Source organism: Gracilibacillus timonensis (assembly GCF_900086715.1).
Classification (GTDB): domain Bacteria; phylum Bacillota; class Bacilli; order Bacillales; family Amphibacillaceae; genus Gracilibacillus; species Gracilibacillus timonensis.
The window spans coordinates 173,782-188,521 of sequence record NZ_FLKH01000008.1 but is presented as its reverse complement, the minus strand read 5'-3'; the positions used below and the strand labels follow the sequence as shown (position 1 = coordinate 188,521).

Annotated in this window: 14 protein-coding genes and 1 riboswitch; of the genes, 10 read left to right on the top strand and 4 right to left on the bottom strand. The window is 41.5% G+C overall.

What is annotated here, in order from left to right; genetic code table 11:
- Positions 1-191: 191 nt before the first annotated feature.
- Genes BN6556_RS02035 through BN6556_RS02025 form a run of 3 tightly spaced genes read right to left on the bottom strand, consistent with a single transcriptional unit; the run spans position 192 to position 1,865 of the window.
- Positions 192-632, bottom strand: a complete 441-nt coding sequence (locus tag BN6556_RS02035) for an NADPH-dependent FMN reductase (protein WP_066186502.1) — start codon at positions 630-632, stop codon at positions 192-194.
- Complete coding sequence (locus tag BN6556_RS02030; protein WP_066186498.1) at positions 625-1,053, bottom strand: DUF6508 domain-containing protein; 429 nt, start codon at positions 1,051-1,053, stop codon at positions 625-627. Before BN6556_RS02030 ends, BN6556_RS02035 begins: the two co-directional genes overlap by 8 nt.
- 26 nt (positions 1,054-1,079) lie before the next feature.
- Positions 1,080-1,865, bottom strand: a complete 786-nt coding sequence (locus BN6556_RS02025) for an HAD-IIB family hydrolase (RefSeq protein ID WP_066186492.1) — start codon at positions 1,863-1,865, stop codon at positions 1,080-1,082.
- 87 nt (positions 1,866-1,952) lie between these two features.
- Here BN6556_RS02025 and BN6556_RS02020 point away from each other — a divergent pair, with 87 nt between their 5' ends.
- Entirely contained in the window at positions 1,953-2,651 is a 699-nt protein-coding gene (locus tag BN6556_RS02020) for a Crp/Fnr family transcriptional regulator (protein ID WP_066186489.1), read from the top strand.
- 93 nt (positions 2,652-2,744) lie between these two features.
- Complete coding sequence (locus BN6556_RS02015; RefSeq protein WP_066186486.1) at positions 2,745-3,710, top strand: hypothetical protein; 966 nt, start codon at positions 2,745-2,747, stop codon at positions 3,708-3,710.
- Between the two features lie 1,190 nt (positions 3,711-4,900).
- Here the strand turns inward: BN6556_RS02015 and BN6556_RS02010 are convergent.
- Complete coding sequence (locus tag BN6556_RS02010; RefSeq protein WP_066186483.1) at positions 4,901-5,383, bottom strand: QueT transporter family protein; 483 nt, start codon at positions 5,381-5,383, stop codon at positions 4,901-4,903.
- An 8-nt stretch (positions 5,384-5,391) separates the two neighbouring features.
- Positions 5,392-5,436: riboswitch (PreQ1 riboswitch) on the bottom strand.
- A gap of 150 nt (positions 5,437-5,586) precedes the next feature.
- Here BN6556_RS02010 and BN6556_RS02005 point away from each other — a divergent pair.
- The 8 genes from BN6556_RS02005 to dcd all read left to right on the top strand — a co-directional run bounded on the left by BN6556_RS02005 (position 5,587) and on the right by dcd (position 14,740).
- Entirely contained in the window at positions 5,587-7,185 is a 1,599-nt protein-coding gene (locus tag BN6556_RS02005) for a catalase (RefSeq protein ID WP_066186480.1), read from the top strand.
- Between the two features lie 214 nt (positions 7,186-7,399).
- The gene (locus tag BN6556_RS02000) at positions 7,400-8,296 is read left to right on the top strand and encodes an NAD(P)/FAD-dependent oxidoreductase (protein ID WP_066186478.1); all 897 of its coding nucleotides are present in this window, start codon (positions 7,400-7,402) and stop codon (positions 8,294-8,296) included.
- A 162-nt stretch (positions 8,297-8,458) separates the two neighbouring features.
- Positions 8,459-8,728: a 30S ribosomal protein S14 gene (gene rpsN / locus BN6556_RS01995; protein WP_066186476.1), complete on the top strand. Its 270-nt coding sequence runs from the start codon at positions 8,459-8,461 to the stop codon at positions 8,726-8,728.
- 406 nt (positions 8,729-9,134) lie between these two features.
- Positions 9,135-10,097: a CobW family GTP-binding protein gene (locus BN6556_RS01990; RefSeq protein WP_066186474.1), complete on the top strand. Its 963-nt coding sequence runs from the start codon at positions 9,135-9,137 to the stop codon at positions 10,095-10,097.
- Positions 10,098-10,142: 45 nt separating this feature from the next.
- Entirely contained in the window at positions 10,143-11,255 is a 1,113-nt protein-coding gene (locus BN6556_RS01985) for an NAD(P)/FAD-dependent oxidoreductase (RefSeq protein ID WP_066186471.1), read from the top strand.
- A complete protein-coding gene (locus BN6556_RS01980) occupies positions 11,249-12,922 on the top strand; it encodes a nucleoside recognition domain-containing protein (RefSeq protein WP_066186469.1) in 1,674 nt (557 codons plus the stop codon). Before BN6556_RS01985 ends, BN6556_RS01980 begins: the two co-directional genes overlap by 7 nt.
- Before the next feature lie 62 nt (positions 12,923-12,984).
- Entirely contained in the window at positions 12,985-14,175 is a 1,191-nt protein-coding gene (locus BN6556_RS01975) for a GTP-binding protein (protein ID WP_066186467.1), read from the top strand.
- 16 nt (positions 14,176-14,191) lie between these two features.
- Positions 14,192-14,740, top strand: coding sequence for a dCTP deaminase (gene dcd, locus BN6556_RS01970; RefSeq protein ID WP_066186465.1), 549 nt, complete (start codon positions 14,192-14,194; stop codon positions 14,738-14,740).

Below are 14,740 nucleotides of genomic sequence, written 5' to 3'. Positions count from 1 at the left end.
CCAATGGGAAATAGTAGTAGGGTGCTACGTGATTACTTGGAAAGCTCACATTTGTTTTTTTGATGAGCGGTAGGAGGACAGGAAGATCTGTCAGTTGCTGCACGTTATTAGTAAATTTGATTCTACCTTTAATTGGTATGAAAAAAGACAAACCATATACTAAATCCAATCATGGTTTGTCTTTTGAAAGTTTATGCTAGTACTTGCGATTTTCTTATCGATTGAAGAGCAGTTGACCAAGCAACGACATCATCAATTAATTCTTCCAACCGTTTATGATGAACTTCCATTGGTTTGAAGATAGCTATATGTTCGAAATCATTAAATAAACTGAAAGCTCCTTGTGGCTCCACGGCAGCTATTTTTAGGTTTGCTAAAGTGGTGCGCAGTGCAAGGGAAGCTGCAATACCCAAGGTAGAACCATAGCTCACAATACCTGCTGCTTTATGGTGCCATTCCGAGCCCAGATAATCAATATGATCTTTAAGCCCTGAAGGAATATTATTATTGTACTCAGGTGTCACAAAAATAAAACCATCGAGTGCCTCGATTTTCTTTGACCAAGTAGTATGCGGTTCCGTTGTGTATTCTTTGTTTTCGAGAAGCTCGTCGATAAACGATTGGTTATTCATTATCATACCATTCCACAAGCGCATGCAAGACGCGATCAAGCAGCCCTTTTTCTACAGCTGCAGCAATCGTCCCTTCGCTGAATCGTTCTCCACGTACCATATAAGTTGCTGTACGAATGGCGTCTCCAATGGTTAGCTCCTTACCTGAAACGGCGCGGTCAGGCAATCCATGTTCCATCCAGACATATAACGGGGTGACAGCACCAACCTCAGATAATAGGCGGATCACCTCGCTTATCTGTTCACTATAACAGGGATAGCCAATGTGGTATACTCGATTAGAAAGCTGCTTCCCGCCTTTCCAGTTGACTTGGCGATCTGCCCCTGTCCGTTTCTCCGCTATCGCACGTAATCCCTCCCATGCCTCTGTGTTTGTTTGATCAAGCTGGTCTATAGAGTTGCCGGTCATTCGAGTTTCCATTCATACGTTCCTTCCTTTCCATACTGTTAATGGATATCCTGATCATTCTCGCTCGAATACTGTTTACTCAATTGCTCTAGTCGTTGGGCGATATCATATTCTATTCTTTCGCTTAGAGGCAGTGTTTCCGACGCAAATGGCAAAAGCTGCGGGTTGTCACCGATCATAACGGTGTACATGGCATGCTGAAACATGGTGATATCGTTGGCGTCATTACCGAACGCGAGATAATCTCCAGCCGCTACACCTAACTGCTGTAATCCAGTCCATTTATCAATACCTTGTGGGCTTATGTCCAAAACTCCTTCGTCACCATGGACGTGAACGACTACCTCCATTTTTCTAAGTTCTTTTTCAACTTCCTCCATATGATCCGATGTTAACAGCAACATTTTCACGATCGATGTTAATTGTCCGAGCTCCACTTTTTTAGCGAGACGTTGTGGATCAAGGTTATTTAAAATAGGGTGGGCAGCTGGGCCGGTGTAGGCATAGTCCCAATCACTATCGATTAAATAAGATACATGATACTTCTGTAATAAAGCGATCATCGCTTCCTGCGTTTTTTCTTCAAAGGAAACCGTTGAGAGGATGTTTCCTTGTGAAGAAATGATGGAACCATTACCGCCAATCATTGAATACGTATGAAAACGTTGATGTAAGACAGGAAGCAAATCCCTTATCGGTCTGGCAGAGGCGAAGATGACCTCATGTCCTTGTTTTGTTAAGTTTTCTAATGCAATTAATAGCGGTTTTGAGACTGGTTTTCCTTTGAAACAAATCGTACCATCTATGTCAAATACGAATTTCATTCTGTTCCACTCCTATGTTTTTTGTTATGCTCATTTTATCAGTTTATCGTATCATGAAAAGGACAAATGTCCCAAAGGAGGGATTGGATGAAATATATGCAGGATACTGAATTGCTTGAAAGGAAATTAAAGCAATATGAGCTGGAGAAGATAGTGAATCAAACAAACGGCGTGCCTTGGTCATTGCAGCAATATGAAGCAAATGAAAAAATCTTGTTGGAAGGGGCAAAACTGGAGACACTCTTGTTTTTGGTAGAGGGAAGAGTGAAAATCACCTCTAGTGTCGCAACAGGTAAATCTCTTTTACTGCGATTTGCCCAGCCGTTTTCCATTATAGGTGACATTGAATTAATCCGTGATATTCCTGTTCAATCAGAGGTGGTCGCGGTAGGTTCGTGCTTAATGATTGGCTTACCGATTAATTATATTCAACACCATATCATGCATCATCCTCCTTTTTTGCATATGCTTTTGCAGCATGTCAGTTATAAGCTACAAACCTGTACGACGGCTTCACGCATCAACTTGTTGGCAACGGTGGAAAATAAGTTTGCCAGCTACCTTTTATCTACCTTAACACCAGAACAAGGTAATAACTTTGGCATGGAGCTGAGAACGTCTAACATCAAGGAAATTGCCGAGGTACTTGGAACCACCTATCGTCATTTAAATCGAGTGATCCATTCACTTACGGAAAAGGATGTTATCGAAAAAGATAACCATCTGATCCGGGTACGGAATTGGCAAGAACTAAGAAGATTGTCTAATGGCATACGTTATCAATAATCATAATAGGTTTTTGACGTAATGTTATCTCGTGTTTGGCTTGCTGCTTGTTAGGGAATATTCTTTTTAAATATTCTTTAAGGAGAGGGTAGAATGTTACGCACATGTACCATCCTCATGCTGCTGAGCATTGTGATGGTAATGACGGCATGCAATATCTCAGGGTCAGAAGAAACAAGCAGTGAGGGTAGTGAAGTAAAGGAAAATCAAGAGCAGCAACAAGAAAAAACTGTACCAGAGGATACGATGTCCGATGATGGTCAGCAAAATAGTGCAACGGATGAGAGTGAACAGTCAAGTAACACTACCGATGATGAGAGTAGTGACGATAGGGATATAGCAAAACCCGAGCTTTATGAACCAGAAGAAGTGAGTGGACGCGACAATCCTGAAGAAGGTAGCGGTGATGTATACCCTGAGGCTTTGGAAAATCTAGAACTGCCTTATATCTATGAGAATACATTGGTGTATAGCGGGACGATTAATCCTGAGCAAAGTATTCGATTTGAGATTTCGCAACCAGATAGTGAAGAAGTAGAAAACGTTGATCCAGAAGTGACAGAGCAGGGGCATTTTGCGTTGCCACTTGATGGCATGGAGCTTGAGGCTGGCGATGAGTTGATTGTGTATGTGATGGGAAATATGCCGCACGAACAGCAATTTGTCCTGCCTATCCAGCCAGCCGAAGATGGAATGGAATTAGTAGAAAGCACTTCGGATACAGCAGTTATGAATGACATTAAGGAAGCCACTGATTTACCAGAATTTTATGAAAACACCTCGACTTATTATGGCAAGACATTGCCTGGTGTTTCGGTGGAAGTTTCTGAAGTAGACGCATTCGTAGCAAGCACACAGGATTTGGAAGTAGAGGAAGAGGGTGATTTTCATGGCGATTTTTCTAACTTCCCATATCAAGCAGCTGGCGAAGCAGGATTGCAGGAAGGACAACATTTATTGTTCCGCATGACAGATGAAGATGGAAATCTCGCCTTATTCCTAACCGACATTCTAGCGCCTTCAGATGACCCTAATTATGATGGCCCCATTTCTGAATAAGGATGTAACACAAGCAGATGCGAAAGGGAATGCTTTCGCATCTGCATAATATTGGAATATTATAAAAAAAGAAAAGGGAACCGCTGGCAAGTACTTGTGGACAACGATTCTTAGGGACGGGAGAGGGTAAACCTGATTCCAGAGTCTGTAATCTCAGGGACTGAAGAGAATAAATCGCAAAACTTTGTCTGTAAGAATGACACTTGCGGTATGACTCCTGCTTCATGATATAGAGAAGCTTGAAAATATCAGACCATCATTAACATTAATGGTTCAAGATAGAGTTTCCATTTATGTAGACTATCGATAATCCGGGTTATCTGGAATTGTGTTTTCCGATAAGTGGGGATTTTTAGACAACCTCGATAAGAAAAAGACGATGAATCATCCATCGTCTTTTTTAAAAGATAAGAAAGTATAAAATTCTGAGTATGAAAGGATGTGGACCGATTTTGATCTTGAACGAATGGTGATACCGATAAGATGTATGATGTAAAGTATCTAGTTCCATTATTCCATGTAGTAAAGTTGATTGTTTGTCAGTGCTAGACAGCGCTCCGGAAATAGGTTCCGCTTTCCGCGAGCTTGGCTCAGCCTCCTCGTCAGCAAAGAACGCTTCCTGCGGGGTCTTCACACTGCGCTTTTCTCGCAGGAGTCTCCACCTATTTCCTCCGCTGGGTAGTAGCACTACAATCGAATGGTTGCGAAGATGAAGTGTTCCAGACACTATATTTCTGCCAATAAGCAAACCGCATAACCTTTTTCTGAGAACGGTTTGATCCTACGTTATGACTTTTATATTTGTAGCATGATCATTACGCAACCGAAGAATCAGCTGACGATTTTCTCCTTTCGCTACAACACTGTCTAGGTACCTAGAACCCTTCATTCTAGCAGTAACAACCATTGTTGTACTTTTACCTAGCGGAGGGAATATGCGGAGACTCCTATGGGAACAGGACGAGCTGAAGATCCACTAAAAAGTGCTTTTCTTTTTAGTTAGCTGAAGCCGTCCCCATGGAAAGCGCAGCATATTCCCGCAGCGCTCGCCTAGCACAAAAAATCCGGTCAAACTCACCACTAAGGAAAGTGGGCTACTTAACATAATCTATCTTATCGCCAGTTCAGTGGCTGCTTTGAGTGGTCGGCAAAGGACCGGGCGAATTTGGCCCGGTTTTTCTTAATGCCTTTTATGCGATTTTATTAGCAAAGATTCGTTTATAGATCATATAAAAAATAGGAATACCAATCAATAACACAATCAACTCACTAATCCCTGTGGTAAGCCATGTGAAGAAGAAAGGGAGTTCCAATGCAATGTTCAGCATAAAAGCAATAATAAACATATTAAAACTAAAAATCAATGTATTCAAGAATAATAGCACCAGCGTGTTTTTAATATATTTCTTTAAGAAAATAATAATTCCTAATGAAATAGCGGTATGTGCCGTTCCGAATAAAAGATCTAGTCCTCCCGCCATGGAAAACAAATTAGAGACAAATACTCCAATTGTAATCCCAAAAAAGAACCGTTTATCAAAGATTACTAAATGGTTAAACATCTCTGATATCCGGAATTGAATCGCACCGAATGCGACTGGAGAGACTAATAAGGATACGGCAACATATAGCGCTGCAACGATCCCGTTAATCACAAGCGTTTTTATATTCATGTTCTATCTTCCTCCTAGTTTTTTAACGTGGGATGGTTTCGAACCACGTCATGCTTTGCTTATCATACCAGTGTTTAAGCAGGAAAACAATTGATTTGTATGATCTGCCATTTACTTTCTCGCGCACTTTAAAAAGAACGGTTAATTTTATTTGTATTGGTAAAGCTAAAGAAAGAAATCTATAACGAAATGAGGCCCAACCTATGTCTGAAAAAGAGAAATCAACTAATCCAGCGAGTCAGGAGAATGATCAAACCTTAACCACCCGCCAAGGACACCCTGTCACGAACAATCAAAATATTCGTACCGTCAGTAATCGCGGTCCAGCCACGTTGGAGAATTATGATTTTATTGAAAAAATCAGTCACTTTGATCGTGAGAAGGTGCCGGAACGTATTGTGCATGCTCGTGGTGCTGGTGCACATGGTTATTTTGAAACATATGGCACAGCTGGTGAGGAGTCAGTATCTAAATATACTAGAGCGAAAGTTTTTCAGGATAAAGGAAAACAAACACCGGTATTTGTCCGCTTTTCCACGGTCGTTCATGGCAACCATTCCCCAGAAACGGTCCGGGACCCTCGTGGTTTTGCGGTGAAATTTTACACGGAAGACGGCAACTGGGATCTTGTGGGCAATAACATAAAAATCTTCTTTATTCGGGACGCAATGAAGTTTCCCGATATGATTCACGCTTTTCGTCCAGATCCAGTCACGAATATCCAGGATGCCGAGCGCTTCTTTGATTTCTGTGCCAATTCCCCAGAATCTTTCCATATGGTGACATTTATCTATTCACCATGGGGAATCCCTGCCAATTATCGTATGATGCAGGGTTCTGGGGTGAACACGTATAAATGGGTCAATCAGGATGGGGAGGCGGTTCTCGTCAAATATCATTGGGAGCCGAAGCAAGGAATTAAAAATTTAACTGCTAAAGAAGCTGCAGAGATTCAAGGTGAAAATTTCAATCACGCCACACAGGATTTATATGATGCGATCGAAAACGGAGATTATCCAGAATGGGAGCTATTCGTACAAATTATGTCTGATGATGACCATCCGGAACTTGATTTTGATCCATTAGATGATACCAAACTGTGGCCTGAAGATACTTTCCCATGGCTGCCAGTGGGAAAAATGGTATTAAACAAAAATCCAGAGAACTATTTTACCGAAGTAGAACAGGCTGCATTTGGAACCGGGGTTTTGGTAGATGGCCTCGATTTTTCTGATGACAAAATGCTGCAGGGTCGTACCTTTTCTTATTCAGATACCCAGCGTTATCGTGTCGGGGCCAATTACCTGCAAGTTCCTGTCAATGCCGCAAAAAAACGTGTAGCAACCAACCAGGAAGGCGGTCAACTCCGTCAACAAAATGATAAAGCACCGGGACAAAACCCCCATGTAAATTATGAACCATCTGTATTAGGCGGTCTGGAGGAAGCAGAGCAGGTTGGGAAAGAATACACACCTCATGTAGAGGGGAATCTTGTCAGAGAATCAATTGATCGCCACGACAATACCAAACAGGCTGGGCAAACCTTTCGACAGTTTAAAGATTGGGAGAAGGATGAATTATTAGCCAACTTGATCGGTGATTTATCGACTTGTGATCAGCGTATCCAGGATAAAATGATTAGCTTAGCGGAAGAAGCAGATGAAGAATATGGCCGGCGCCTGCGCGAAGGCTTAGCACAAACCATGAAGCAGGGAACCAGTCATAATCCATTAGGTGCAGCAGATGCAGAACAAGCTCCTAAGCATGCGGAAGATTTAGGACATGAAGCGGACCCCTATTGATATTCGAAAACCGTGCCTCCTATATGAAGAGGCACGGTTTTTTTATGTATTCATCCTAACAATTCTTTCATTATTATATATATGAGAAACTATTACTGAGTTATCGTATTTTAAGTATAGGATAAGTTACTTTTCAAATCGTAATGATTACGATATAATGAATTCAGCTTTTGTAGAATTCATTTTGCGCTAAGCTAATAAGGAGGAGAGTGTCATGTTATACGATTGTGCTGTTATTGGAGGAGGTCCGGCAGGTTTAAACGCCTCGCTCGTCTTAGCCAGGGGGAAGAAAACCGTGTTGTTATTGGATGATGGCACCCCACGTAATGCGGTAACACAGGAATCTCATAATTTTATTACAAGGGATGGCATTCAACCGGCTGATTTTAGAAAGGCAGCTCACGCAGATTTAAATAAATATGATGCGATATCTTATCAAAAGAAACGGGTAAACGATATTATCCCATCAGAAGATGTGTTCTCTATTCGAACCAACGATGATCAGGAGTATAGGGTCAAAACCATGATACTCGCAACAGGTTTAAAGGATGTCCTTCCAGATATAGAAGGTATTCATGATGTCTATGGGACCAGCTTGTTTGCCTGTCCTTTCTGTGATGGATGGGAATTAAAGGATACGCCGTTAGTCTATATTGCTGAGCGCGGACCTGTTTTTCATGGAGTCAAAATGTTCTCCAATTGGAACAAAGATATTGTGGTATGCACTAATGGAAAAGAAACCCTCTCTACAGAAGAAAAAGAGATACTAGCACAAAAACAAATCCAAGTGTTGGAAGATGAGATTTTACGTTTGCAAAGTGAAAATGGACAATTAAAGAAAATTCAATTTAAGAACGGCAAGGAGCTGGAACGAGAGGCAGGGTTTGTTTCCTATGATATGCAGCAGGCTGCCCCGTTTGCCGAGCGTCTTGGTTTAGAAATGAATGAAATGGGAGGTATTCAAACAGATAGTTACGGGCGGACAAGTATAAAAGGGATTTATGCGGCTGGCGATAATGCTTCGGGTCCCCCTCAGCTTATTATTGCGGCCAGCGAGGGAAACAAGGCAGCGATAGGTGTGATCAGTGACTTCGTGGAAGATTCATTTTAATTACGCCCACTTGCTGATGGACTACTTCTCTATGTAAAACGAAACAATTACTATTTACATTTGATGAAGAATCAAGTATACTATGTCAATACGTCATTATTTTGAATGAATCAAGCTTGCATGAACAATAGAAGATATGATATCGAAAGGAGTATAAATAACATGGCTAAAAAGTCCAAAATCGCAAAAGAAAAGAAGCGTCAGGAAAAGGTGGCGCAATATGCAGAGTTGAGAAGAGAACTAAAGGAAAAGGGAGATTATGAGGCACTACGCAAGCTGCCACGAGATTCTTCACCTACTCGTCTAAAAAATCGCTGTGAGGTAACCGGAAGACCACGAGGCTATATGAGAAAGTTCAAAATGTCCCGAATTGCCTTTAGAGAATATGCCCACAAAGGACAAATTCCTGGTGTGAAAAAGTCGAGCTGGTAAATGGTTTGTTTCAAACAGAATCTGTCATGTAGTGGAAGGCTGTCGCAATGATGACCGCTGCTCTGTTGCATGCTAATGATCTATGAAAGATTGGGTCTCCTGTTTGGAGTTTTCTTCTGAGGGTTGAGGCAGGAGTTTTTATAACTAAGCAGTGCTGCGACGACCACAACGCCAGCATTAGCATGTCCTGTGCAGCAAAAATCCAACTATATAAGTTGAATTATCCGATAGGTGCTCTTGATCCATTCGTGTGAATGGTCATTCACACGAATGGATCAAACTAGATTATCAGGAAATAATGTGAGCAAAGATTTACTTATCACAGATATTTGTTACATTTATAAGTTCAACTTATATAGTAACAGTCTCACTTTACCTAAAATAGGCTGAGCAAGGAGGAACAACATTGGTACAAGATACCCAGATTCCGGTAACGATTTTAACCGGTTTTTTAGGTGCTGGGAAGACCACATTGTTAAACAATTTGTTACACGATCTATCTGAGCAAAAGACGGCTGTTATTATTAATGAATTCGGTGACACATCAATTGACAGTCAGCTGGTGGTATCCACAAACGAAGAAATTGTGGAAATTAACAGTGGTTGTATTTGCTGTAATGTGCGTGGTGATTTAATTCGGTTATTGGCCGATTTGCAGAAGCAAGAGGATACAATCGATCGTGTTGTGATCGAAACAACTGGAATGGCTACCCCCGCTCCCGTGATTCAAACTTTTCTGATGGATGAGCAAACCGCGGCGTCCTTCGAGATTGACAGTGTGATTACGATGGTAGATGCCAAGCATATTGGACAACATTTAGAGGAAGAAGAGCCGGCTCAACAAATTGCCTTTGCTGATAAATTGCTGGTCAATAAGATCGATCTTATTACGAATGATGAGAAAGAAGCGTTGAAACAACAATTAATTAGCATGAATCCAAATGCCAAAAAGTTTTATACGACAAATGCCAAGGTGGACAGCAGTGAATTAATCGGGACGAAATCTTTTGCTGTTGAAAATGCGTTGAACATGGATCCGGATCTCTTGACAGACACCCATCACCATCATCATAGTCCAGTTACCTCTTTCGTCTTACAGGAAGATCGTCCGTTGGATATCGATAAGGTGAATAAATGGTTTGCCTATTTAGTCCAGATGAAAGGGGAAAGCTTGTATCGTTACAAAGGAGTACTTTATATCAAACAGATGGATAGAAAAGTGGTATTCCAAGGCGTGCATATGCTCTTCGCTGGTACAGAGGGAGACGAATGGGCACCTAATGAAAAACGACAAAGTGAGGTTGTATTTATTGGAAAGCAGCTGGATAATAAGGAGCTGGAAACCGGTTTTCAATATTGCCTTGCTTAACTTTTTAAGATTTAAATCGTAATGATTTCGAATGAGGAGGTTGCTATGGATAATCTATATGATGTCATTATCGTAGGAGCAGGTCCTTCTGGAATAGGTGTAGCCTCTATACTACAACAAATGGAATGTTCGTCCTATTTGGTCTTAGAAAAAGAAGAAGTAGGGGCGTCCTTTTTACGCTGGCCGGAGGAAATGCGGTTTATTACGCCCTCTTTTCCGGCACGGGGATTTGGCCAGACCGATTTGAATGCGATTGTTCCAAAGACTTCACCGGCGTATACCCTTGCTATGGAACATCCTAGCGGCAAGGATTATGCTGGTTATTTACAAGTCATTGCCAATCATTTCTCGATTCCGATTAAACGAGGGGTAGAGGTAAAGCATATTGAAAAAAAGGGCAACCTTTTCACTGTGGAGACGTCATCGGGAGTCTATCAAAGTCGCTTTCTGGTCTGGGCTGCGGGAGAATATCAATATCCAGATATGAACCCATTTCCGGGAGCGGAGTTTGCTATTCACAATAGTCATATTTCTTCTTGGGAGGAGTTGACTGGAGATGATTTTATCGTTATTGGCGGTTATGAAAGTGGCATGGATGCAGCTTATCAACTAGGAAAGCTTGGCAAAAAGGTTACAGTAATTTCCAATAGCCATTCATGGGAATTAGAAAGTAGTGATCCTAGTATTGCCTTATCCCCTTATACCTATCAGCGAGTTCATCCATTGTTAGATTCTGAATGGTTTACGCTGGCGGGGCATAAGACAGTAGAATGGCTGGAAGCAGATGAGAAAGGCTATTACGTTTTTGCTAGTGACGGAGACGTCTATTTCAGCAGTGAAAAACCGATTCTAGCTACTGGATTTGCGGGCAGTACGATGATTATTGAAAACTTAGTAAAACGTGGAACACATCATAAGGCGCTGCTGAATGAATCAGACGAATCCGTGGAGACGTCAGGATTGTTTCTGACTGGCCCTGAGCTACGGCATAACGACCATATCTTTTGTTATATTTATAAATTCCGCCAGCGGTTTGCGGTTATAGCGGAAGCAATAGGGGAACAGTTAGGTTTAGATTTGTCCGTTATCGAGGCGTATCAACAGGAGAATTTCTATTTAAACGACCTTTCCATGTGCGGGGAGAAATGCCAATGTTAGAGCAAGCAGAGTATGCTGATGTGGCATGGACAGAAGTATTGCTAGTAGGCTGTGAATCAGTAGGGAAATCTGGCTTATTTCGACAATTGATTGGTGAGAAAAAAGCATTAGCCAGTAATGTAAAAGGGTCTACCATATCTGCTTTGCAGGCGCCTTGTCATTTAAATGGGAACATCCAATTAACCGATTTACCAGGTCTTCAATTTGAGATGGATAGCCATAACACTCAACTAACGTTAGATCACTTACAAGAAGGAAAGACAATTCTCCTAGTCGTGAAGTCTACGGAATTGAAAGAAGAATTGGAACAACTGCAAACAGAATTAAATTTGAAAGGGAGAAAGATCGCCATCGTGGCAACACATCGAGATAAGTACTCGCCATCCCCAGCGGAGCAAAATAGAGTACAGGAATTATTACAGGTACCCGTTGTCTGGATAAATACACGAAAGATGGATGACTCAGTGCAGGAAGAAGTCATGCGTGCTATCAAACAGGCTCAAGTATGGGGAGCTACTGCAAGTATTATGCGTTTTCTCCCTGCTTCTTCACCAAATGTCCACCAATTACTTCCTATTTTTCGTTTACCAATCGCAGGTCCACTCTTGGCTTGTTTCTTCCTGTTTGCAATGTTTGCTCTTCCGGTTATCGGCGCATACCTATTGGTCTCCTGGCTGGAACCAATTGTGGATCAATATGTGCTTGATCCTCTCATTACAACACTGGATCAGGCACCCTATTTTCTAGCAAATATGTTGATAGGTGATTACGGGTTAATCACGCTAGGTTCTTATTCGTTTCTGTGGGCTTTTCCGGTAGTACTGTTGATCGGGGTAATGACAAGCCTAACCGAAGAGATTGGTATACAAGAGCACATCACGACTACATTGGATCCTTGGCTTCGTAAAATAGGGTTAACAGGAAGGGATTTACTACCGGTAATCACAGGCTTTGGCTGTAATGTCGTTGCCGTTTTTCAAAGCAGAGGATGCAGCAGTTGTACACGCATATCCTGTGTTTCCTTGATTGCTTTTGGTTCGGCATGCAGCTATCAAATAGGAGCGACGTTATCCATTTTTAATGCGGCACAAGTACCATTTCTATTTGTGCCTTATATATTGCTGTTATTTTTGGTTGGTGCGATCCATACAAGAGTTTGGAATCGGCAGTCTGCAGATCAGTTCACACGTATAGCACCGCTCCCTTATATACAAAAGATAGATTGGAAGGCATTCTTTTGGAAGCTTTCAGGAGTGATAAAACAGTTTTTATTGCAGGCGATGCCCATCTTCTTAGTCATTTGTTTGGTGGCATCTGTTTTAGATACAATCGGCATATTATCCATTTTTAGCTGGCTTGCTATGCCATTGCTTGCATTGTTTTCCTTGCCGGCAGAAGCAGCGCCGGGCTTAATCTTCTCTTTTATCAGAAAGGATGGTTTGCTTGTCTTAAATGAAGGACAAGGGAGTCTTTTAATGGATATGTCGATTAGTCAGATATTTATACTGGTTTACTTGGCTTCTACGCTTTCTGCTTGTTTAGTAACCTTATTTACGATTGGCAAAGAGCTAGGCTGGAAGACATCGCTTTCGATTGGCGGTAAACAGATGTTGACCAGTATGGTAAGTGCAGCCCTTTTGGCAGTAGGATTATATTTTTTAACATAGGGTAGTAGATCTGGGTTTTCATTGGTCCAAAGCAGCCCATAAATATAAAGGAGGACGAATAAATGAAGAAAATTCCTGTTACTGTACTAAGTGGATACTTGGGCGCAGGTAAAACAACGTTATTAAATCATGTCTTACATAATCGTGAAGGTTTAAAGGTAGCGGTTATCGTTAATGACATGAGCGAGGTAAACATTGATAGTGAGTTAATCCAAACGCAAGGTGGATTCTCGCGTACAGAAGAAAAGCTGGTAGAAATGTCCAATGGTTGTATTTGTTGTACCTTACGCGAGGACTTATTAGTAGAAGTTGAAAAGCTCGTCCAAAAAGGTGACGTCGATTATATTTTGATTGAATCATCAGGTATTAGTGAACCTGTGCCTGTTGCGCAGACTTTTTCGTATATTGATGATACGATGGGGATTGACTTAACCAAATATTGTGAACTAGATACGATGGTAACAGTGGTTGATGCCAATCGTTTTTGGCATGACTTTGGTTCCGGTGATTCCTTGTTAAGTAGAAAACAAGCAGTAGCCGATGAGGATACGCGGAATATTGCCGATTTATTAATCGATCAGATTGAATTCTGTAATGTGTTGATACTGAATAAAACTGATTTAGTAGCAGAAGAAGACTTGCAGAAACTGGAACAAGTTATTCGCAAACTACAACCAGAAGCGAAAATTATTCGTACTCAACACAGTAACATCGATCCAAAGGAAATACTAAATACCAAGTTGTTTGATTTTGAAAAAGCAAGTGAATCAGCAGGTTGGTTAAAAGAACTAAATGCAAGAGTCGAGAACCATACTCCTGAAACAGAAGAATATGGAATTGGATCCTTTGTTTATACTTCTAGGTTACCATTCCACACCGAACGATTGATGAGCTGGTACCAGAACCTGCCTCAAGAAATAGTTCGAATGAAAGGGGTAATCTGGTGTGCTACTCATAATGATGTCGCCCTATTAATATCTCAAGCTGGTCCTTCTGTGGAATTGGAGCCTTTAGCTTATTGGGTAGCCAGCTTACCAAAAGAAAAACAAAAACAAATTTTAAGTCAAAATCCGGAAGTGAAAGCATTGTGGGATCCAAAATATGGTGATCGTCATACTAAGATCGTGTTTATAGGTATGGATTTGGATGTTGACCAAATAACAAATGATCTGGAGCATTGCCTTTTGAGTGAATCTGAAATGGATGAAGACTGGTCCAAGTTTAGAAACCCATTCCCTTGGCGACTTTCATAATCAGGAGGGAAACCCATTGATTTTATCTGGACAGACGATTGAGCAATTGATACAGGACAAACAAATGACGATTGCCCCTTTTCAGCAATTAAGCATCCAGCCGGCTTCTATTGACTTGCGTCTGGGGGAACATTTCGTCATCGTGGATGATATCTCTACCCCGTTTTTGTCGGTAGACAAGCCAGCGAAGTATAAGGAAATACAAGTATCGGAGGAGGGGTTTATTACAATTCCTCCGCAAACCTTTTTACTGGGCACAACACTGGAGGAAGTGAAGCTGCCTAATCATTTAACCGCCTTTGTAGAAGGCAGAAGTTCAGTCGGCAGATTAGGCGTGTTTATCCAAAATGCTGGCTGGATTGATCCAGGCTTTGCTGGGCAGATTACCTTGGAACTGTTTAATGCGAATCGCGTGCCTGTGCAATTACAGGTGGGCATGCGTATTTGTCAGCTGGTCATCGCACAAGTCGATCAGCCGACAGAAGGATATAGCGGAAAGTATTTGTTTCAAGAAGGAGCGACCCCGAGCCGTGTCTATAAGGATCAGGAAAGAAAGGAAGAATAA